This window comes from Nocardia sp. CA-119907 (assembly GCF_050955995.1).
In the GTDB taxonomy this organism is placed as follows: domain Bacteria; phylum Actinomycetota; class Actinomycetes; order Mycobacteriales; family Mycobacteriaceae; genus Nocardia.
Genome location: NZ_CP192091.1, coordinates 6,871,350 through 6,891,038, shown reverse-complemented (window position 1 = coordinate 6,891,038; position 19,689 = coordinate 6,871,350). Strand labels below are relative to the sequence as shown.

Below are 19,689 nucleotides of genomic sequence, written 5' to 3'. Positions count from 1 at the left end.
GGCAGCAAGTCCGTCTCCCCAGAAAGGATTCGAGCCAGATGACGGTACTCGACTCGATTCTCGACGGGGTCCGCGCGGATGTGGCCGCTCGGGAAGCCCTCTTGGACTTCCAGGCGATCAAGGCGGCCGCGTCCGCAGCGCCCGCGCCGCTGGACGCCCGCGCCGCGCTCCTCGAAGACGGCATCGGCGTTATCGCCGAGGTCAAGCGGGCCAGCCCGTCCAAGGGGGAACTCGCGGACATCCCGGACCCGGCGAGTCTGGCCAAGGCCTATGAGGACGGTGGCGCGCGCATCATCAGCGTGCTGACCGAGGGCCGTCGCTTCCACGGATCGCTCGACGACCTGGACGCGGTCCGCGCCTGCGTGAGCATCCCGATCCTGCGCAAGGATTTCGTCGTCGGTCCCTACCAGATCCACGAGGCCCGCGCGCACGGCGCCGACGTCATCCTGCTCATCGTGGCTGCCTTGGAGCAGGACGTGCTGAGCTCGCTGATCGATCGCACCGAATCGCTCGGTATGACCGCCCTGGTCGAGGTGCACACCGAGGAAGAGGCAGATCGCGCGCTCGAGGCGGGCGCCTCCGTGATCGGCGTGAACGCGCGCAATCTCAAGACCCTCGAGGTCGACCGCGACGTGTTCGCGCGCATCGCGCCCGGCCTGCCCACCGAGGTCATCCGCATCGCCGAATCCGGTATTCGCGGCACCGCCGATCTGCTGGCCTACGCCGGTGCGGGCGCCGATGCCGTACTCGTCGGCGAGGGCTTGGTCACCAGTGGTGACCCACGCGCCGCCGTCTCCGAACTGGTGACGGCGGGCACCCACCCGTCCTGCCCGAAGCCCGCGCGGCGGGGCCGGTGACGGAAGTGACGGCACTCCCCAAGGCCTCGGATGGTGTCCACGAGCGCAGCGGCCATGAGCCGGACGCGGGCGGCCACTTCGGCGTATACGGCGGCAGGCATGTTCCCGAGGCGCTGATGGCGGTGATCGAGGAGGTCACCGCAGAATACGAGAAGTGTCGCCTCGATCCCGCATTCCTCGATGAGCTGGACCGGCTGCAGCGTGACTACACCGGCCGCCCGTCGCCGATCTTCGAATGCCGTCGCCTCGCCGAGCACGCCGGTGGCGCGCGCATCATCCTCAAGCGCGAGGACCTGAACCACACCGGTTCGCACAAGATCAACAACGTGCTCGGTCAGGCACTGCTCGCCAAGCGCATGGGCAAGACCCGGGTGATCGCGGAGACCGGCGCTGGTCAGCACGGCGTCGCCACCGCGACCGCGTGCGCACTGCTCGGTCTCGACTGTGTGATCTACATGGGCGCGGTCGACACCGCCCGCCAGGCGTTGAACGTGGCGCGGATGCGGCTGCTCGGCGCCGAGGTGATCTCGGTGACCACCGGTTCGCAGACCCTCAAGGACGCGATCAACGAGGCGCTGCGCGACTGGGTCACCAATGCCGAGGTCACCTACTACTGCTTCGGCACCGCGGCGGGTCCGCACCCGTTCCCGCTGATGGTGCGCGACCTTCAGCGCGTGGTCGGCCTGGAGGCCCGCGCCCAGGTGCAGGCACTCACCGGTCGGCTGCCCGACGCGGTCACCGCCTGCGTCGGCGGCGGCTCCAATGCCATCGGCATCTTCCACCCCTTCCTCGATGATGCGGGCGTGCGGCTGGTCGGCTACGAGGCGGCCGGTGACGGCGTCGAAACCGGAAGGCACGCGGCCACTTTCTCCGGTGGCACGCCCGGTGCGTTCCAGGGCGCGTACTCGTACCTGCTGCAGGACGAGGACGGGCAGACCATCGAATCGCATTCGATCTCGGCCGGTCTGGACTATCCGGGCGTCGGGCCCGAACACGCCTATCTCAAGGACATCGGCCGCGCCGAATACCACCCGATCACCGATACCGAGGCGATGGACGCGCTGCTGCTGCTGAGCCGCGCCGAGGGCATCATCCCCGCGATCGAATCCGCGCACGCGGTGGCCGGTGCGCTGAAGCTCGGCAGGGAATTGGGCAAGGGCGCGATCATCCTGGTGAACCTGTCCGGGCGCGGCGATAAGGATATGGACACGGCGGCACGATGGTTCGGGCTGTTCGACGACCACGCCGCCGATAAGGAGACCCAGCAGTGAGTCCGCAGTCCCGCCTCGCCAATACCTTCGCCGCCTCTCGCGCGGAGGGCCGGGCCGCGCTGATCGGCTACCTGCCCGCGGGCTATCCGGATCTGGCCGGTTCGATCGAGGTGTGCCGCGCCATGGTCGAATCCGGTTGCGACATTATCGAAGTCGGCGTGGCCTACTCCGATCCGGTCATGGACGGGCCGACCATCCAGGCCGCCGCCGAACAGGCGCTGCGCGGGGGCGTCCGGGTGCGCGATGTGTTCTCGGTGGTCGAGGCGATCACCGGAGCGGGCGGCCAGGCCGTTGTGATGAGTTACTGGAATCCGGTGCTGCAATACGGCATCGACCGTTTCGCGCGGGATCTGGCCGCCGCGGGCGGGTCGGGCATCATCACCCCGAACCTGATTCCGGAGGAGGCCGACGACTGGTTCGTCGCCTCGGCGGCGCACGATCTGGACCGCATCTTCCTGGTCGCACCGTCCTCCACCGAGGAGCGTCTGGTCAAGACCATCGAGGCCAGCCGCGGCTTCGTCTACGCGGCCTCGACCATGGGCGTCACCGGCGCCCGCGATGCGGTTTCCTCCGCGGCCCCCGCGCTGTGCGCGCGCATCCGCGCCCACTCCGATATACCGATCGGCGTCGGACTCGGCGTGCGCTCGGGTGCGCAGGCGGCCGAAATCGCTTCCTACGCAGACGGTGTCATCGTGGGCTCGGCATTGGTGACCGCCGCCGCGCATGGACTCGACGCGGTCCGCACGCTGACGGCCGAACTGGCCGAGGGCGTCCGCTCCGCGACCGTCGCCTCCTAGCCGGATCCGCCCGCCGAGCGGGGCGCACCGACCGCGAATCTCGCTGGGCGGCTGTGCTCCGCTACGGTTGGGGCCGTGACCTTACGAGTCCTCGCAGACAGCGTCCTGAGCAACGGTGCCGTCACCGCTGATGTGTTGGCCTACATCCCCAGCCCCTCCCAGGGCGTCTGGCATATCGGCGCATTCCCGCTACGGGCCTATGCCCTGTGCATCATCATCGGCATCATCGTCGCCATCTGGTGGGGTGAGCGGCGCTGGCAGCAGCGCGGCGGACAGCCGGGCGCGATCCTCGATGTCGCGATGTTCGCGGTGCCGTTCGGTCTGGTCGGCGGGCGGCTCTATCACGTGGCCACCGACTGGCAGAAGTACTTCGGCGCCGACGGCCATCCGATCGACGCGCTGAAGATCTATCAGGGCGGCCTCGGCATCTGGGGCGCGGTCTTCCTCGGCGGTGTCGGTGCCTGGATCGGCTGCCGGATCTACCGAATCCCGTTGCCCGCGTTGGGCGATGCGATCGCGCCGCCGATTCTGTTGGCCCAGGCCATCGGCCGCCTCGGCAATTACTTCAACCAGGAACTCTACGGCCGCAAGACCGATCTGCCCTGGGGCCTGGAGATCTACCTGCGCTTCGATGATCAGGGCAAACTCGACATGATGAACGGCGTCTCCACCGGCGTCGTCGATAAGGTCGTGCAGCCGACGTTCCTGTACGAGATGATCTGGAACCTGCTGATCGTGGTGCTGCTGGTGCAGATCGATAGGCGCTACCGCATCGGCCACGGCCGCCTGTTCGCGCTCTACGTCGCCGGGTACTGCCTGGGCCGCTTCGTCGTGGAGTTGCTGCGCGACGATGAGGCGACCAAGATCGCGGGGATCCGGATCAACTCGTTCACCTCCGCGATCGTATTCCTCGCCGCCGTCGCCTATTTCGTCTTCGCGACGAAGGGTAGGGAGACCGCGGATCAGTTGCAACCGTCGACGGTCGCGCGCCCGTGGCCATGGCAGATCGGCGCGCTGCGCGCGGCGGGCGCGGAATCCGAGGCCGCGTCGAAGGCCGCCGCGGCGGCGGAGGCCGTGGCTGCGAAGCACACTGCGGCGACGAAGGACGAAATATCGGGCGCGGCAGCCGAATCGGAGACGAGTGCGGCCGAGTCCGCGTCCGAAAAGGATGACGACGGATCCGGGAAATCCCAGGTGGCCGAAGCGAATACCGCGGCCGACGAACCGGATCTGACAAAATCCGTGAACTCCGGCAACGAACCGGATACCACCGGCGATAACTCAACGGAGTCCGAGACCTCGGATACCCAGCAGGGCAAGGTCGCAACCTCGAAGAAGGACGACTGACCCCACAACCATTTGGGTAACTCGTTGGGGGCACCGAGTAGACATGCGACCGCGTGTCCGCGACGATACCCTCGGGTGCCCAATTGCCCGGTTAGAACGCGGGGAGGCGGGTGAGCACCCGCCGAAATGCACGAATGATGGAGGACATTAGTGACCGACCCCTACCAGAACCAGCCAGGCTTCGGCGGCCCGCAGTACGGTCCGCCCGGGACGGGGCCGGACCTGAACAAGCAGCCCGAGGTGCCGGGCCAGCCGCAGTACCCGTCGGATCCGTACAACCAGCAGCCGCAGTACGGCCAGCAGCCCCAATACGGCCAGCAGCCGCAGTACGGTCAGCCCGACCCCTATGGCCAGCAGCCGGGCGGTTACCCTGCCGCACCCTACCCGGGCGGCTACAACCCGAACGATCCGGAAGCACCCTATGGTCGTGACCCGTTCGGTGTCCCGTTCTCGGATAAGCAGAAGCTGACCGCGGGCCTGCTGCAGATCTTCCTGGGCGGCTTCGGTATCGGCCGTTTCTACACCGGCCACACCGGCATCGCCATCGCGCAGATCGCGGTCACCTGGCTGACCTGTGGTTTCGGCGGTATCTGGCCGCTGATCGACGGCATCATGATGCTGACCGGCAAGGTGCCCGACAGCCTCGGACGGCCACTGCGCGACTGATCGCCGCGAACTGCTGACCGACGGGCCCCGTCGCATCGGATGACGATGCGACGGGGCCCGTCGAATTTCGGGACGCGGTAGGTGGATTCGGCGCACGATGATCGCAATACTGTCGATCGGCAGCCACCTGGCGTAGCCTGAGCCGGGTTTTTGTGTCGTGTGTGGATGCGGTACCGGTCCGCACACCGAAGAGAGGGACATCCGTGCGCCGCAAGCTGTTCGCCGCCGCCGTGCTAGCCATCATCGCCGCTACCGGGCTCACCGCCTGCGGCAGCAGCAGCGATCCGAACGTGCTGAAGGTCGGTACCGAAGGCACCTACTCGCCCTTCAGCTACCAGGGCTCGGACGGCAAGCTCACCGGCTACGACATCGAGGTGATCCAGGCGGTCGGCGACAAGATCGGCAAGAAGATCGAGTTCGTGCAGACGCCGTGGGACGCGATCTTCGCCGGCCTCGAGTCCAAGCGCTTCGATCTGGTCGCCAACCAGGTCTCGATCACCGACGAGCGCAAGGCCAAGTACGCCCTTTCGCAGTCCTACACGACCTCCGAGGGCGTGATCCTCACCCGTGCGGACAGCACCGGTGTCAACGCGCTCACCGACCTCAACGGCAAGACCACCGCGCAGTCGGCGACCAGCAACTGGGCCAAGGTCGCCCAGGGGGCGGGCGCCAAGGTCGAAGCGGTGGAAGGCTTCGTGCAGGCCGTGCAGTTGCTGAAGACCGGCCGGGTGGACGCTACCGTCAACGACAGCCTCGTCGCTCTCGACTACATCAAGAAGAACGGCGACACCAGCGTCAAGATCGCCGCCAAGGCCGGCGAGGTGAGCCATCAGGCCTTCGCCGCCCGCAAGGACGACGCGCTGATCGGCCAGGTGAACACCGCGCTGGATCAATTGCGCGCCGACGGCACCCTGACCAAGATCGCCGAGAAGTACTTCGGCACCGACGTCAGCAAATAGCCGTCCGTGGATCCCGCGACCAGGGAACTGATCTGGCACAACCTGTGGCCGATGCTGCAGGCCACGATCAATAAGACCATTCCGCTGACCGCGATCAGCTTCGTCATCGGTCTGGTCATCGCATTGTTCGTGGCCTTGGCGCGGATGTCACAGCTGTGGTTCGTCTCGGCGCCCGCAAGGTTCTACATCTCGATCATTCGCGGCACGCCACTGCTGGTGCAGCTGTTCATCGTGTTCTATGCGCTGCCGCAGTTCGATATCGTCATCGATCCGTTTCCGGCGGCGGTGATCGCGTTCAGCCTGAATGTCGGCGGCTATGCGGCCGAAGTCGTGCGCGCCGCCATTCTCAGCGTCGCGCAGGGCCAGTGGGAAGCGGCCAAGGCACTCGGTATGTCGTATGCGCAGGAGTTGCGGCTGATCATCCTGCCGCAGGCCGCGCGGATCGCGGTGCCGCCGCTTTCAAATACGCTCATTTCACTGGTGAAGGACACCTCGCTGGCCTCGACCATTCTGGTGACCGAACTGCTGCGTACCGCACAGCTGGCGGCGGCCCCGACCTTCGACTTCTTCGCCCTGTACGGCGTCGCGGCGCTCTACTACTGGGTGATCTGTCTGGTGCTCGGTTTCGGGCAGACCCGCCTGGAATCCCGGCTTTCCCGCCATGTCGCACGCTGACCGGACCCCGTTTGTAGCTTCCGCTAATGCTTCGTACATATTTTTCACCTACCTTTCACCGAGGCCACAGCGGGCTCCGGGTACCGCACGGGACTAGGCTCTACCCGTGATGCGACGGACGAAGATTGTGTGCACTCTCGGCCCAGCGACCGCTACCGAGGAACGTATTCGGGAACTCGTCGAGAGCGGCATGGATGTGGCGCGGCTGAATTTCAGCCATGGCGAACACTCCGACCATGCCGAGAACTACAAGAAGGTGCGGCAGGCCTCGGACCATCTCGGCCGGGCGGTCGGCATTCTCGCCGACCTGCAGGGACCGAAGATCCGGCTGGGTCGCTTCATCGAGGGCAGGACCGTATGGGCCAACGGTGAAGAGGTCCGCATAACTGTCGACGAGATCGATGGCACCCACGATCGCGTCTCCACTACCTACAAGGAGCTGGCCAAGGACGCCAAGCCGGGCGACCGCCTGCTCATCGACGACGGCAAGGTCGGCGTCACGGTCATCCGGGTCGAGGGCAACGACGTCGTCTGCCGGGTGACCGAGGGCGGTCCGGTCAGCAACAACAAGGGCGTCTCGCTGCCCGGCATGGACGTCTCCGTGCCCGCGCTGTCCGAGAAGGACATCGAGGACCTCGAATTCGCGCTCAAGCTCGGCGTCGACTTCATCGCGCTGTCCTTCGTGCGCTCGCCGTCCGATGTCGAGCTGGTGCACGACGTGATGGACCGCGTCGGGCGCCGCGTCCCGGTGATCGGCAAGTTGGAGAAGCCCGAGGCCATCGACAACCTCGAGGCCATCGTGCTCGCCTTCGACGCGGTCATGGTGGCCCGCGGTGACCTCGGTGTCGAGCTGCCGCTCGAGCAGGTGCCGCTCGTGCAGAAGCGCGCCATCCAGATGGCTCGCGAGAACGCCAAGCCGGTCATCGTCGCCACCCAGATGCTGGAGTCGATGATCGAGAACTCCCGCCCGACCCGCGCCGAGGCCTCCGATGTGGCGAATGCGGTGCTCGACGGTGCGGATGCGGTGATGCTCTCCGGTGAGACTTCGGTCGGCGCGTACCCGATCGAGACGGTGCGCACCATGGCCCGGATCGTGCACGCCGTGGAGACCGAATCCACCCGGGTACCACCGCTGACCCATGTGCCGCGCACCAAGCGCGGTGTCATCTCCTACGCCGCCCGCGATATCGGCGAGCGGCTCAATGCCAAGGCGCTGGTCGCCTTCACCCAGTCCGGCGATACGGTTCGCCGCCTGGCCCGTTTGCACACCCCGCTGCCATTGCTGGCGTTTACCCCCCTTCCCGAGGTACGCAGCCAGCTGTCGCTCACCTGGGGCACCGAAACCTTCATCGTCCCGACGGTGGACAGCACCGATGCGATGATCCACCAGGTGGATGTAGCACTACTGTCCATGGAGCGATACCAAAAAGGTGATCTGGTGGTAATCGTGGCGGGCTCCCCGCCCGGTACTGTCGGGTCCACCAATCTGATCCATGTGCACCGTATCGGTGAGGAGGACCATTAGCCGTGACCACTTCGCTAGGCGGCGCTGTCGGCCTCGGGGCCGCAGCGGAGGTTTCCGACCTCGACGTGCTGCTCGGACTGCTCGATCTGGAACAGGTCGACGAGGATGTCTTCGTCGGCCAGCATCCGGAGAAGGTCTGGAGCCGCACGTTCGGCGGTCAGCTGGTTTCGCAGGCGATCATGGCGGCGGGGCGGACGGTCGACGGCGACCGCCCGCTGCATGCCGTCAACGCACATTTCGTGCGGGGTGGCGATGTGAAGAAGCCGATCGAATACCGGGTCGACCGCCACCGCGACGGGCGCTCTCTGGCCAACCGCACGGTCACCGCAACCCAGGACGATCAGGAGCTGTTCGTCATGCTGGCCGCGTTCCAGGATTGGGGCAAGGGGCTCGAGCATGCCCACGCCCAGCCGGAGGTGCCGGATCCGGAGACGCTGCCGCGCGTCGAGGAGAGCTTCGAAGGCCTGGAAGACAAGCTGGAGATGTTCGTCAAGGCGCCGCGTCCGATCGATATGCGCTACACCAACGACCCGGCCTGGATCCTGAAGGGCACGGGGGAGCGGCTCAACCACAACCGCGTATGGATGCGCACCGACGGCAGGCTGCCCGATGATCCGCTGATTCATGTTGCGGCGCTCGGCTATTCGTCCGACACCACGGTGCTGGATTCGATTATCACCACCCACGGCCTGTCCTGGGGCCTGGACCGCATCGTGGCCGCGACGATCAACCATTCGATCTGGTTCCACCGCCCGTTCCGCTTCGACGACTGGGCGCTCTACGCCACCGAATCCCCGGTGGCCGCCGGTTCACGTGGCCTGGCGACCGGCCGATTCTTCTCGCGCAGTGGCGAATTGCTCGCCACCACCGTGCAGGAAGGCATCATCCGCCACTTCCCGTCCCGCAGATGAGTCTGGTGCCCATGTGTATCGCGGCCAGTGACAACTGATTTCGCGAGCACATGGGTAACCCATCGGGTACGCCCCCAAACGTGTGGCGTAGACCCGAATGCAACTGCGCGCCGTTAAGGCCCGGGTAGGCGGAAGCGTTCGCGCTCGTTTTCGAAATCGAAGCTGTCGCGGCGCTGCATCCGGATGGTTCGTGGGATCTCCAGATCCGTTGGGCAGCTTGCGGTTTCCAGCATCAGTCGCTTTTCCAGCGCGGCTAGGCTCGGTGCGGTCAGATCGCGCGGGGCGCCGACCAGGCTGAGAGCGATCTCATAGGTGTGCCGGGTACCGGGCTCCTGGCCGGGATGATCTACCCGCCACTGGGTTTCGAGCAGGATGTGCTCGGGCGCATCGGACTCGACGGGGAGGGTGAAGCGCCATGCGAAGACATCGCGGTCCTGGAGGTGGTCGTCCACCACCTCGCGTACCGAAGCGACGACGCGATCGAGGGTTTCCGGTGTGACATAAACATGGAGCGAAACATCCGAAATTCGTTTCGGCATGTCTGATTCCTGTCGTGTGTCGAACCATCAACGGCGGAAGCTATCCGTGAAAGCGGGCGCGTGCGCGCAGGGGGAGTGTAATCCCTCTCGGTATCAGTTGGACACTGCGCCCTGCGTGTCACCTGATCCGCTGGGCGGCAAGGAAGGCTGCCAGCGGTGCGGGCGCCGACCCGGGTTGTACGACGAGGCCGCCGCGCTCGTCTTCGACCGGCCTGGCCTGCTCGTGCGGCGCCAACGCCAGCAGCAGCGGCACCAGCGCCTCGGCGATCTGGTCACCCACTTGGCAGAACGCGGCTTCCGATAGGCCGACCGGATCGGCGATGTTCTCCCGGCCGACCAGTGCGAGATCGTGGCGGGCCTGGTGCATATCCGCGATCGTCTCCGCCCCGGTCACCTTGGCGATGCGATGCGCCTCCAGCAGCGTGAAGGTCCGTGACCCCGCGCCGAAGCCCATTCCCGCCGCCTGATCCCGGATCTGTTCGGTCATGGCGAGTACCAGGTCCGCGCGGTCGATCAGCTCCGGCTTGAGCTTGCGCGCCCGGAAATTGTCGGCGTTGGCCCCCAGGCCCTCGATGGCGCGCGCCGCGAGCGGTTCCACCGGAAATCCCACCAGCGCACGGGTTCCCGCGCTCTCGGCGGTGAGCCCGGGCAGATCGTATTCGACCGCTACGGCGCGGGTGAGCCGCTCGGCGATCACCGAACGACAGACATTGCCGTTGCAGACGAACAGGACGTGCATGCCGATACGGTAAGCCGCTCGAGCGCCGGCCAGAAGGCCGTCGACATCGAATCACACCTCGACGAGGACATATTCATCTGCTGGTCAATTGCCGTACACGAATTACGCCCCGGTATTCAGAGAGACGCTCGATACGCGTTGCCGGTAGTCGGCCGATCGGTAATCGAGGTCTGGGCGTCCTGCTGAAGTTACCCCGGCACAACCGATTTCAACCATCACGGTATCGCCACGTTTGGGAACCGATTCGACCCGACTCAGTCGGACTCGTCGGAGTAGTAAGTGGATTCGGTGACCACCGGCGCCACCTTGGCGTCTTCATTGTTCACCCGCCCGCGGGTCGAGAACATCCGTCCGCGCGAGGCCACGACGGGGGCGAATCGCGGCAGCCCCGAGGTTCCCGTCATATCGTCGTACATCGCATCGATGCCGCCGCGCATGAAGTAGGCCTCGTGCCAGAACCCGGTCCCGCCCGAGTCGCGCAGGAACTTCTGCCACCAATCCCGGTGCGGCGCAGAGCGCGTCCAGCGTTCCAGTGAATCCAGGTCCCGCCAATACTGCCGCGCCCCCCAATGCGGCGGGAACAGCGACCAGATCACGTCCTCGTGCGATAAGAGCCCGTCCGGGCGATCCTGGTGGGACCGATAGAGTTTCGGGCCGAGGCCGAGCAAGCGCAGCATCCCGCGCGGTTTGCGCACCCGCATCCCGAGATAGATGACGACCAGATCCGGATACCCGGACAGGTCGACGGTGGTCCTGTTCACCCGCATGTCGCAACCTCCGCAACCAGGGTGCCCGCCGGCAAACCCTATGCAGGAACAACGACCGAGGCGAACGTTCGGTTCGACGACCACACCCGACTAGCGACTGACCGCCGCCGAAGAGAACGACCCATGCTCCTGATGAGCATGGGTCGTTCGCGAGTTGGTGCCGATTGTGGGACTCGAACCCACACGTCCTTTCGGACAACGGTTTTTGAGACCGTCGCGTCTGCCAGTTCCGCCAAATCGGCGCACGGTGGAAAAGCATAGCGGGTGACTGTCGAAAATCACGAATGGGCTGGCCCGAGAGTGATCGTCGCCCCGTTTGCGCAGGGTATATGGGTTGTATGTGGAACTGAAAGGTAGTCTTTACAGCACTCGATAGCAACGGTGGGTCGATGGACCGGTAGTGGACCACGGCCACCTTTTCGCGTGTCGGGGACACGGCATCGGAACCAGAGGGGTCTACCTATGAGCAACACAGCAGGGGGCGCCGGCACGAAGCGGGACGCCGGGGCGAAGCGGGTCGTCGTCGCGGAGGACGAGGCGCTGATCCGTATGGATCTGGTGGAGATGCTGACCGAAGAGGGCTATCAGGTTGTCGGTGAGGCGGGCGACGGCCAGCAGGCGGTCGATCTGGCGGTGGAGCACCGGCCGGATCTGGTCATCATGGATGTCAAGATGCCGCGCCGCGACGGCATCGACGCGGCGGCCGAGATCGCGTCGAAACGTGTTGCGCCGGTGGTGATTCTGACCGCGTTCAGTCAGCGCGACCTGGTCGAGCGGGCGCGCGACGCCGGTGCGATGGCCTATCTGGTCAAGCCGTTCACGAAGTCGGATCTGGTGCCCGCCATCGAACTGGCGGCCAGTCGCTTCCACGAGATCACCGCGCTGGAGAGCGAGGTCGCCAATCTGGCCGAACGCCTCGAGACACGCAAGCTGGTCGAGCGGGCCAAGGGCGTGCTCATGCAGACCCAGGGACTGTCAGAGCCGCAGGCGTTCAAGTGGATTCAGCGCACGGCGATGGATCGCCGCACTACCATGAAGGCGGTAGCCGAGGTGGTGCTGGAAAATCTGGCACCGAAGTAGGCCGGTCTGTGCGCCCCGGCCGATGAAGGCCGGAAATTTTACTTTCCGGAAACCGGATCGCGATGAAAAATTCGAAACGATGTCAATCGGATGATCCGAATGTGATGCGCAGCTAACGTACCAACGCTATGTTCTGACCGGGCTGACGTGGTCGGCCTCCTCGGAGAGAGCCCGGGGGAGCACAGGACGTAGAGGTGAAACGTGCTTAGTTCGACATGGCGCAGTCGTTCGATGCGGGGTGCATTGGCCATCGGAGCCGCCGCCGCGCTCGTGCTGACGGGGTGCAGCGATAAATCGACCGACAGCGGCTCGGGCGGCACCTCCGGTGCTGGTGGCGCCGGTGGTCTGAAGATTCAGCCGGTCATGCAGATCGACGCCAACGGCAAGCAGGTGCCCAAGTCGGACAGCTCCGCTGCCGTCGACCCGGCCGGTGATGGCAAGGCCACCTGCCCGGCGGGCACTTCGATCGCCATGGCGGGCGCGCTGACCGGTCCGGACGCGGCCCTCGGCATCAACATTGTCGACGGCGTCAAGCTCGCGCTGGACAAGCACAACAAGGCCAACCCGGGCTGCAAGATCGAACTCAAGCAGTTCGACACCGAGGGTGACCCGCAGAAGGCCACTCAGGTCATCCCGCAGATCACCGACGACAAGTCGATCATTGGTCTGGTCGGACCGGCGTTCTCTGGTGAGACCAAGGCGACCGGCGGGAAGCTCAGCCAGGCCGGCCTGGTCTCGGTGACCGCATCGGCCACCAACGAGACGCTGACCCAGAACGGCTGGACCAGCTTCTTCCGCGGTCTGGCCAATGACGGCGTGCAGGGTCCGTCGGTCGGCAAGTACCTGGTCAACACCGCGGGCTACAAGAAGGTCTGCGTCATCCAGGACAACACCGACTACGGCACCGGTCTGGCCAAGTCGATCATCGAGGGCCTCGGCTCCGCGAACGACGCGTCCTGCAACGCCAGCATCAAGAAGGGCGATAAGGACTTCTCCGCCACGGTCACCAAGATCGCGAGCGCGGCGCCCGACGCCGTCTTCTACTCCGGCTACTACTCCGAGGGCGCGCCCCTGGCCCAGCAGCTGAAGTCCGGTGGCGTCAAGGCGGTCTTCGTCTCCGCCGACGGCACCAATGACCCGCAGTTCGTCGCGCAGGCCGGTAGCTCGGCCAAGGGCGCGGTGCTGTCGTGCCCGTGTGGTCCGGCGCCGGACAAGTTCACCGCGGACTACAAGGCCCTCAACGGTGCGGAGCCGGGTGTGTACTCGGTCGAGGGCTACGACCTGACCACGATCCTGGCCAAGGGCATCGACGGCGGTAAGCTCACCCGTCCCGACCTGCTGGAATACGTGCGGTCCTACGACGGCAACGGTCTGGCGCGCCAGTACAAGTGGAATCCGACCGGCGAATTGTCCAACGCGCTGATCTGGATCTACGAGGTCAAGTAGCCCCACAACCTGGACAGCGGCACGTGCGGGGGTCGTGAGCCCCGCACGTGCCGCTGTCCGGTGGGCGAATGAAGTGTGAGGGCACAAGACGAATGAAATCAACGGCATTGGCTGGCGCTGTACAACTCGCCAGCGGATCGATCGACTTCAACTACCACGGGGTGATCGATAACTTCTGGCGACTGACCGTCGACGGGGTGACCTACGGCTCTATCTATGCCTTGGTCGCCGTGGGCTATACCTTGGTCTACGGTGTATTGCGGCTGATCAATTTCGCCCATTCGGAAATATTCATGCTCGGCATGTTCGGTCAATTGATCGGGCTCATGCTGTTCGGTTTCGTGGCGAATCCCGACGTGTACACCCAGGGCATCGTCCTGACCGTCACCTATCTCGCGCTCGCGATGATCATCGGCATGCTGGTATCCGGTGGTGCCGCCGTCGGATTGGAGCGCGTGGCCTATCGGCCGTTGCGCAAACGCGGGGCCAAACCGCTCAGCTTCCTGATCACCGCGATCGGCATGTCCTTCGTGATCCAGGAATTCGTGCACTTCATCCTGCCGAAGATCAATCCCAAACTCGGCGGCACCAATGCACAGCAGCCGATCAAACTGGTCGAGCCGAGCGTGCAGTTCAGCTTCTTCGGCGCCGACATCGACAACATCAAGGTACTCATCGTGCTGGCCGCGATCGCGCTGGCGATCGTGACCGAGGTGTTGATCAACCGGACCAAATTCGGGCGCGGTATTCGCGCCGTCGCACAGGACCCCGATACCGCGACGCTGATGGGCGTTTCGCGGGAGCGGGTCATCATGCTGACGTTCTTCATCGGCGGCGTGCTCGCGGGTGCGGCCGCGCTGCTGTACGCGATCAAGATTCCGCAGGGCATCATCTACTCCGGCGGATTCATCCTCGGCATCAAGGCATTCAGCGCCGCGGTGCTAGGCGGCATCGGCAATCTGCGCGGCGCGCTGCTCGGCGGCATTCTGCTCGGTGTGGTGGAACAGTACGGCCAATCGCTGCTCGGCTCGGAATGGCGCGATGTCGTCGCCTTCGTCGTGCTGGTGCTGGTGCTGATGGTGCGCCCGACCGGCATCCTCGGTGAGAGCCTCGGGAGGGCCCGCGCATGACCGACCTGACCAAGACACCCGATGCGTCGTCGCCCGAGACGCCGCAGGCGGCAGCTCCGAGACATGGTGTCGGCGATGCGATTCGGACCTGGTGGGACGGCCTGAGCCGCCCCGCGCAATGGGGCGTCGGCGTGCCGATCCTCATTCTGCTCGCACTGCTTCCGCTGTTCCCGCCGCCGCTGCTGGATACGCCCGGCTATAACTTCGGCCTGGTCATGGCGCAGGTCGCGATGTACGCGCTGATCGCCATCGGCCTGAATGTCGTTGTCGGACAGGCGGGCCTGCTCGACCTCGGCTACGTCGGCTTCTACGCCATCGGCGCCTATACCGTCGGCCTGCTCACCAGTCCCAACAGTCCGTGGAATCAGACCGATGGCGGCTGGCTGAATCCGACCTGGGCCTGGATGGCCTGTCTGCCGATCGCGGTCGCGGTGACGGCCATCTCCGGCATCATCCTCGGCACCCCGACGCTGCGGCTGCGCGGTGACTATCTGGCGATCGTCACCCTCGGCTTCGGTGAGATCGTCCGACTGCTCGCCGACAATCTCTCCGACATCACCAACGGCAGCCTTGGTCTGTCCGGTGTCGCCTTCCCGCGCGTCGGCGAATCCGACAGCAAGCCGGAGGGTATTTTCTCCGGCGGTAACGGTGGCAACGCCGACAGCGCGAATCTGCTGGACCGGGCCAGCTATGGCACCTGGTGGTACTGGTTCGCCATGGTGCTGGTGATCATCGTGCTGCTGATCGTCGGCAATCTGGAACGCAGCCGGGTCGGCCGCGCCTGGGTGGCCATCCGCGAGGACGAGGACGCCGCCGAGATCATGGGCGTGCCGACCTTCAAGTTCAAGTTGTGGGCCTTTTTGATCGGCGCCGCCGTCGGCGGCATGTCCGGTGCGATCTACGCCGGTCAGGTCCAGTTCATCAATCCGACCGGGTTCAACATCATCAACTCGATGCTGTTCCTGTGCGCCGTCGTCATCGGTGGTCAGGGCAATAAGCTCGGCGTCATCTTCGGCGCGTTCATCATTGCCTATCTGCCCGCGCGGCTGCAGTCGGTGAAATTGGTGAGCAATGAGTCCACCGGGTACATCCTGTTGGCGATCGATGTGCTGGTCTTCGTCGGGTTGGTCGTCGTGTGGAAGTACAAGAGCGACGCTATGAGCCCATGGCCGCGGCGCGGCTGTATCGCGGGCATGGTGGTCACCGGCGTCATGGGTGCGCTGCTGCTCGGCAGCGTATTGCTGTTCCGCGTCGGCGGTGCCCAGTCCCTCGGTGACCTCAAGTACATGTACTTCGGAATTACCTTGGTGGTCATGATGATTCTGCGGCCACAGGGTCTGTTCCCGGTGCGGCAGAAGCTGCTCACCTTCGGTAGGCAGGTGTATCAGGCCGTGCGCAAACCGGCCGAGCGTGAATTGATCGGAGCGCGACAATGACCGGGCCCGGCGCGGGTGACGCCCTGTTCGACAATGAGGATATGGCGGCCGGCTATGCGGCTCCGCCGGAGGTCGAGAGCGCGGGCGAGGTCGATGTCACCGCCGTGATCCCGGTGCTCGCCGATGCCGAGGTCGTCGCGGATGTGGTTGCGCCACACCGCGAAATCGAAACCGCGGTGGGTGCGCCGCTGCTGCGCACCGATGAGCTCACGGTGCAGTTCGGCGGTCTGACCGCATTGGACAAGGTCAGCTTCGAGATCCGCCGCGGCGAAATCCTCGGACTGATCGGACCCAACGGCGCGGGCAAGACGACCTGCTTCAACGCCATTACCGGTGTCTACAAACCGGCCTCGGGTCTGGTGTATTTCGACGGCAAACCGCTGACGAAGACCAAGCGCAACGAGATCACCCGGCTCGGTATCGCCCGCACCTTCCAGAATGTGCGGCTGTTCGGCGAGATGACCGCGCTGGAGAACGTGGTGGTCGGCACCGACGCCAGGCACAAGACCTCGGTGCCCGGTGCCATCTTCCGCACTCCGCGGCATCGCAGCGAGGAGAAGGACGCGATCGAGCGCGGCATGGCCCTGCTCGAATTCGTCGGTATCGCACCGCGTGCGGTGGAGAAGGCGCGCAATCTCTCCTATGGCGATCAGCGCCGACTGGAGATCGCCCGCGCGCTGGCCACCGAACCGAAACTGCTCTGCCTGGACGAACCCGCCGCCGGGTTCAATCCGAGCGAGAAGTCGGCGCTCATGGATCTGATCCGCAAGATCCGTGACGACGGGTTCACCGTGCTGCTGATCGAGCACGATATGCGCCTGGTCATGGGTGTCACGGATCGAATCGTGGTGCTGGAGTTCGGTCGCAAGATCGCCGATGGGCTGCCCGCGGAGATCCGCGACAACCCGGATGTGATCGCGGCGTATCTCGGCGTCCCCGACACCGAGGCCACGGCGGCCGAAAAGGTCACCGCCACAACCGAAGTGGTCGAACCCGAACCGCCCGCCGCCGAACCGGCCGCGCCCGTCGCGCCCGCGACCCGTGACTTCAGCCAGGCACCGCCGCTGCTCGAGGTCGACGATATGGTGGTCAACTACGGCAGAATCCAAGCGCTGCACGGGGTTTCGCTGCGGGTGGCGGAGGGTGAACTGGTCACGCTGCTCGGTGCGAACGGTGCGGGCAAGACCACCACCATGCGTGCGCTGTCGGGCCTGCTGCCGCTCACCCGCGGCAAGATCAAGTTCGAGGGCCGCGATATCACCCAGATGAAGGCGCACGAGCGGGTCACCCACGGGTTGATCCAGGCACCGGAGGGCCGGGGTGTCTTCCCCGGTATGACGGTCCAGGAGAACCTCGATATGGGTTGCTACGGACGGGCTTTCAAGCAGAAGGCGGAGTACGGTCAAACGCTGGAATGGGTCTTCGAACTGTTCCCGCGGCTGTCGGAGCGGCGCAAGCAGGTCGGCGGCACGCTCTCCGGCGGCGAGCAGCAGATGCTGGCCATCGGCCGCTCGCTCATGGCCCGCCCGCGCCTGCTGCTGCTCGATGAGCCGTCGATGGGCCTGGCGCCCATGGTGATTCAGCAGATCTTCCGGATCATCAGCGAGATCAACCAGCAGGGCACCACGGTACTGCTGGTGGAGCAGAACGCCCAGCAGGCGCTGACCCGTAGCGATCGCGCCTACATTCTGGAGACCGGTGAGGTCACCAAGAGCGGAATCGGCGGGGATCTGCTCACCGATCCCGCGGTGAAGTCGGCCTACCTGGGCGTGGGATAAGAGTCGGCGACAAGTCGGGCCCGTCCATGGGCGCCTCGAGGCATGATGGCGAGCATGGACGGGCACGACGAACTCACGAATCTGGCCGACCGATACTGGGACAGCGTGCTGGCGGCCGCGCCGAGCACGGCTACCCTGCTCGGCGACCACCGCTTCGATGACCGCATCGAGGACCTGTCGCCCGAGGCCGAGCAGCGGCTGCTGGCGACGTTGCGCGAGCTGCGCGATCAGGTCGTCGGTCTCGATGCCGAAGAGCTGAGCGGTGACGACCGGGTCACCCGCAGTCTGCTGCGCACCGAATTGGATACGGCCATCGACAATTTGGCGTGGCGGCCGACCGAGTTGGCCTCGGACCAGATGGACGGCGTACACGCCGGAATGCTGATGATGGCCACCCAGACCAAGGCGCCGCAGCCGGAAAACGCACTCGCCCTGGTGCAGCGGTATCGCCAATTCGGCGCGCTGTTCGACCAGGCGGTCCAGCAGTTCCGCAACGGCCTGGCCGCGGGCCGCGCACCCGCGCGCATCACCATCGAGCGCGCACTCAACCAGCTCGACGGCTACCTCGCCTCCGATCTCGCCACCGATCCGTTCACCACTTTCGCCGGACCGGCGGATTGGGACTGGGAGGCGGCCTGGCGCGCCGAACTCACCGAGGTCGCCCGCGATGTGATTCGCCCTGCCTTCCAACACTGTCGGGATGTACTGGCCGACGAACTGCGTCCGGCCGCCCGTCCCGACGACAAATGCGGCCTGTGCTGGCTCGGCGCCGACGGCGAGGATATCTACCGGCGGCAGTTGCGCCGCCACACCACCCTGCCCGACCTCGGTGCGGAGGAGATCCACGAGCTCGGCTTATCCGAATTGGCGGCGCTGCGTGAGGAATACGCCGCCGTGGGCGCCCGGCTGTTCGCCACCACCGATACCACCGAGATCTTCACCCGGCTGCGCCAGGATCCGGAACTGCGTTACGTCAGTGGCGAGGAGATCATGGCCGATGCGCGGCGCGCGCTCGGTGCGGCGGTCGCGGAGATGGGCAACTGGTTCGGCCGCCTGCCCAAGGAAACCTGCGATATCGTCGCGGTGCCGGACTTCCTGGCCGCGGATGCGCCCGCGGCGTACTACTTTCCGCCCGCGGCGGACGGCTCCCGGCCCGGCACCTACTTCGTCAACCAGCACGAACCCACCGGTCGCAGCCGCTACGAGACGGCCGCGGTGGCCTACCACGAGGCGATTCCGGGACATCACCTGCAGCTCACCATCGCCAATGAGCTGGATCACCTGCCGCGCTTCCAACGCCAGTCCTTCGCCAATACCGCTTTCGTCGAAGGCTGGGCGCTCTACACCGAACGCCTGGCCGACGAAATGGGCTTGTACGCCGACGATTTGGATCGCGTCGGGATGCTCGCGGCGGACTCGTGGCGCTCGTGCCGACTCGTCGTCGACACCGGCATCCACGCCAAAGGCTGGAGCCGTCAGCAGGCCATCGACTTCATGGTCGCCAACGCGCCGGTCGGGCTGGCCGAGATCGAGGTCGAGGTCGACCGGTACATCGCCATTCCGGGGCAGGCCGTCGCGTACAAGGTCGGCCAGCTCGAGATTCGCGGTCAGCGCCGCCGGGCCGCGGAGCGGCTCGGTGCAGCCTTCGATATCAAGGCATTCCACGATGTGGTGCTCGGCGCCGGGTCGGTGAGCCTGCCGGTGCTGCGTGAACTTGTGGCCACACTGTGACCCGCTGACCCCATCTCCGAGTTGCGGGTGGGGTC

General features: G+C 65.7%; 18 protein-coding genes, 1 tRNA gene and 1 pseudogene. 16 read left to right on the top strand and 4 right to left on the bottom strand.

The window, feature by feature from the left end; genetic code table 11:
• Nucleotides 1–38: 38 nt before the first annotated feature.
• The 9 genes from trpC to ACQP2D_RS30710 all read left to right on the top strand — a co-directional run bounded on the left by trpC (nucleotide 39) and on the right by ACQP2D_RS30710 (nucleotide 9,008).
• Entirely contained in the window at nucleotides 39–857 is an 819-nt protein-coding gene (trpC, locus tag ACQP2D_RS30750; RefSeq protein ID WP_433679419.1) for an indole-3-glycerol phosphate synthase TrpC, read from the top strand.
• Nucleotides 854–2,128 carry a tryptophan synthase subunit beta gene (trpB, locus tag ACQP2D_RS30745; RefSeq protein ID WP_433679418.1) on the top strand — a complete coding sequence of 425 codons (1,275 nt, stop codon included), beginning with the start codon at nucleotides 854–856 and terminating at the stop codon, nucleotides 2,126–2,128. The genes trpC and trpB overlap by 4 nt, the downstream gene beginning before the upstream one ends.
• Nucleotides 2,125–2,925: a tryptophan synthase subunit alpha gene (gene trpA / locus ACQP2D_RS30740; RefSeq protein WP_433679417.1), complete on the top strand. Its 801-nt coding sequence runs from the start codon at nucleotides 2,125–2,127 to the stop codon at nucleotides 2,923–2,925. Before trpB ends, trpA begins: the two co-directional genes overlap by 4 nt.
• A 75-nt stretch (nucleotides 2,926–3,000) precedes the next feature.
• On the top strand, nucleotides 3,001–4,272 hold the full coding sequence (gene lgt, locus ACQP2D_RS30735) for a prolipoprotein diacylglyceryl transferase (protein ID WP_433679416.1): 1,272 nt from the start codon (nucleotides 3,001–3,003) through the stop codon (nucleotides 4,270–4,272).
• Nucleotides 4,273–4,422: 150 nt separating this feature from the next.
• Complete coding sequence (locus ACQP2D_RS30730) at nucleotides 4,423–4,938, top strand: TM2 domain-containing protein (protein ID WP_433679415.1); 516 nt, start codon at nucleotides 4,423–4,425, stop codon at nucleotides 4,936–4,938.
• A gap of 203 nt (nucleotides 4,939–5,141) precedes the next feature.
• Entirely contained in the window at nucleotides 5,142–5,897 is a 756-nt protein-coding gene (locus tag ACQP2D_RS30725) for a transporter substrate-binding domain-containing protein (RefSeq protein ID WP_433679414.1), read from the top strand.
• Nucleotides 5,898–5,903: 6 nt separating this feature from the next.
• Nucleotides 5,904–6,572, top strand: a complete 669-nt coding sequence (locus ACQP2D_RS30720; RefSeq protein ID WP_433679413.1) for an amino acid ABC transporter permease — start codon at nucleotides 5,904–5,906, stop codon at nucleotides 6,570–6,572.
• 106 nt (nucleotides 6,573–6,678) lie between these two features.
• Nucleotides 6,679–8,097, top strand: a complete 1,419-nt coding sequence (gene pyk / locus ACQP2D_RS30715; RefSeq protein ID WP_433679412.1) for a pyruvate kinase — start codon at nucleotides 6,679–6,681, stop codon at nucleotides 8,095–8,097.
• A 2-nt stretch (nucleotides 8,098–8,099) separates the two neighbouring features.
• Nucleotides 8,100–9,008: an acyl-CoA thioesterase gene (locus ACQP2D_RS30710; protein WP_433679411.1), complete on the top strand. Its 909-nt coding sequence runs from the start codon at nucleotides 8,100–8,102 to the stop codon at nucleotides 9,006–9,008.
• 113 nt (nucleotides 9,009–9,121) lie between these two features.
• Here the strand turns inward: ACQP2D_RS30710 and ACQP2D_RS30705 are convergent, their stop codons facing one another.
• The 4 genes from ACQP2D_RS30705 to ACQP2D_RS30690 form a co-directional block, all read right to left on the bottom strand.
• Nucleotides 9,122–9,547, bottom strand: a complete 426-nt coding sequence (locus ACQP2D_RS30705) for a hypothetical protein (protein ID WP_433679410.1) — start codon at nucleotides 9,545–9,547, stop codon at nucleotides 9,122–9,124.
• Nucleotides 9,548–9,665: 118 nt separating this feature from the next.
• On the bottom strand, nucleotides 9,666–10,286 hold the full coding sequence (locus ACQP2D_RS30700; protein WP_433679409.1) for a low molecular weight phosphatase family protein: 621 nt from the start codon (nucleotides 10,284–10,286) through the stop codon (nucleotides 9,666–9,668).
• 254 nt (nucleotides 10,287–10,540) lie between these two features.
• Nucleotides 10,541–11,053 (bottom strand): monooxygenase family protein, encoded by a 513-nt coding sequence (locus ACQP2D_RS30695; RefSeq protein WP_433679408.1) that lies wholly within the window; start codon nucleotides 11,051–11,053, stop codon nucleotides 10,541–10,543.
• Nucleotides 11,054–11,208: 155 nt separating this feature from the next.
• Nucleotides 11,209–11,295 (bottom strand) — tRNA-Leu (locus ACQP2D_RS30690).
• A 220-nt stretch (nucleotides 11,296–11,515) separates the two neighbouring features.
• Between ACQP2D_RS30690 and ACQP2D_RS30685 the strand changes: the two genes are divergently transcribed.
• The 7 genes and pseudogenes from ACQP2D_RS30685 (at nucleotide 11,516) to ACQP2D_RS30655 (ending at nucleotide 19,654) form a co-directional block, all read left to right on the top strand.
• The gene (locus ACQP2D_RS30685; protein WP_354957663.1) at nucleotides 11,516–12,133 is read left to right on the top strand and encodes an ANTAR domain-containing response regulator; all 618 of its coding nucleotides are present in this window, start codon (nucleotides 11,516–11,518) and stop codon (nucleotides 12,131–12,133) included.
• A 231-nt stretch (nucleotides 12,134–12,364) separates the two neighbouring features.
• Nucleotides 12,365–13,579 (top strand): branched-chain amino acid ABC transporter substrate-binding protein, encoded by a 1,215-nt coding sequence (locus ACQP2D_RS30680; protein WP_433679407.1) that lies wholly within the window; start codon nucleotides 12,365–12,367, stop codon nucleotides 13,577–13,579.
• 92 nt (nucleotides 13,580–13,671) lie between these two features.
• On the top strand, nucleotides 13,672–14,709 hold the full coding sequence (locus tag ACQP2D_RS30675) for a branched-chain amino acid ABC transporter permease (RefSeq protein WP_433679406.1): 1,038 nt from the start codon (nucleotides 13,672–13,674) through the stop codon (nucleotides 14,707–14,709).
• Complete coding sequence (locus ACQP2D_RS30670) at nucleotides 14,706–16,145, top strand: branched-chain amino acid ABC transporter permease (RefSeq protein WP_433679405.1); 1,440 nt, start codon at nucleotides 14,706–14,708, stop codon at nucleotides 16,143–16,145. The genes ACQP2D_RS30675 and ACQP2D_RS30670 overlap by 4 nt, the downstream gene beginning before the upstream one ends.
• Nucleotides 16,142–17,092: pseudogene (locus tag ACQP2D_RS30665) on the top strand (ABC transporter ATP-binding protein); the annotation flags it as partial. The gene ACQP2D_RS30670 and the pseudogene ACQP2D_RS30665, both read left to right, overlap by 4 nt.
• Nucleotides 17,093–17,227: 135 nt before the next feature.
• Nucleotides 17,228–17,923, top strand: coding sequence for an ABC transporter ATP-binding protein (locus ACQP2D_RS30660; protein ID WP_364391948.1), 696 nt, complete (start codon nucleotides 17,228–17,230; stop codon nucleotides 17,921–17,923).
• Between the two features lie 54 nt (nucleotides 17,924–17,977).
• Complete coding sequence (locus ACQP2D_RS30655; RefSeq protein ID WP_433679404.1) at nucleotides 17,978–19,654, top strand: DUF885 domain-containing protein; 1,677 nt, start codon at nucleotides 17,978–17,980, stop codon at nucleotides 19,652–19,654.
• Nucleotides 19,655–19,689 lie beyond the last annotated feature (35 nt).

Excerpts from the sequence above, each read along its gene's own strand:
- trpC (WP_433679419.1), top strand. The coding sequence starts at position 39 with ATGACGGTACTCGACTCGATTCTCGACGGGGTCCGCGCGGATGTGGCC.
- ACQP2D_RS30705 (WP_433679410.1), bottom strand. The coding sequence starts at position 9,547 with ATGCCGAAACGAATTTCGGATGTTTCGCTCCATGTTTATGTCACACCG.
- ACQP2D_RS30700 (WP_433679409.1), bottom strand. The coding sequence starts at position 10,286 with ATGCACGTCCTGTTCGTCTGCAACGGCAATGTCTGTCGTTCGGTGATC.
- ACQP2D_RS30695 (WP_433679408.1), bottom strand. The coding sequence starts at position 11,053 with ATGCGGGTGAACAGGACCACCGTCGACCTGTCCGGGTATCCGGATCTG.
- ACQP2D_RS30685 (WP_354957663.1), top strand. The coding sequence starts at position 11,516 with ATGAGCAACACAGCAGGGGGCGCCGGCACGAAGCGGGACGCCGGGGCG.
- ACQP2D_RS30680 (WP_433679407.1), top strand. The coding sequence starts at position 12,365 with ATGCGGGGTGCATTGGCCATCGGAGCCGCCGCCGCGCTCGTGCTGACG.
- ACQP2D_RS30675 (WP_433679406.1), top strand. The coding sequence starts at position 13,672 with ATGAAATCAACGGCATTGGCTGGCGCTGTACAACTCGCCAGCGGATCG.
- ACQP2D_RS30670 (WP_433679405.1), top strand. The coding sequence starts at position 14,706 with ATGACCGACCTGACCAAGACACCCGATGCGTCGTCGCCCGAGACGCCG.
- ACQP2D_RS30660 (WP_364391948.1), top strand. The coding sequence starts at position 17,228 with ATGGTGGTCAACTACGGCAGAATCCAAGCGCTGCACGGGGTTTCGCTG.
- ACQP2D_RS30655 (WP_433679404.1), top strand. The coding sequence starts at position 17,978 with ATGGACGGGCACGACGAACTCACGAATCTGGCCGACCGATACTGGGAC.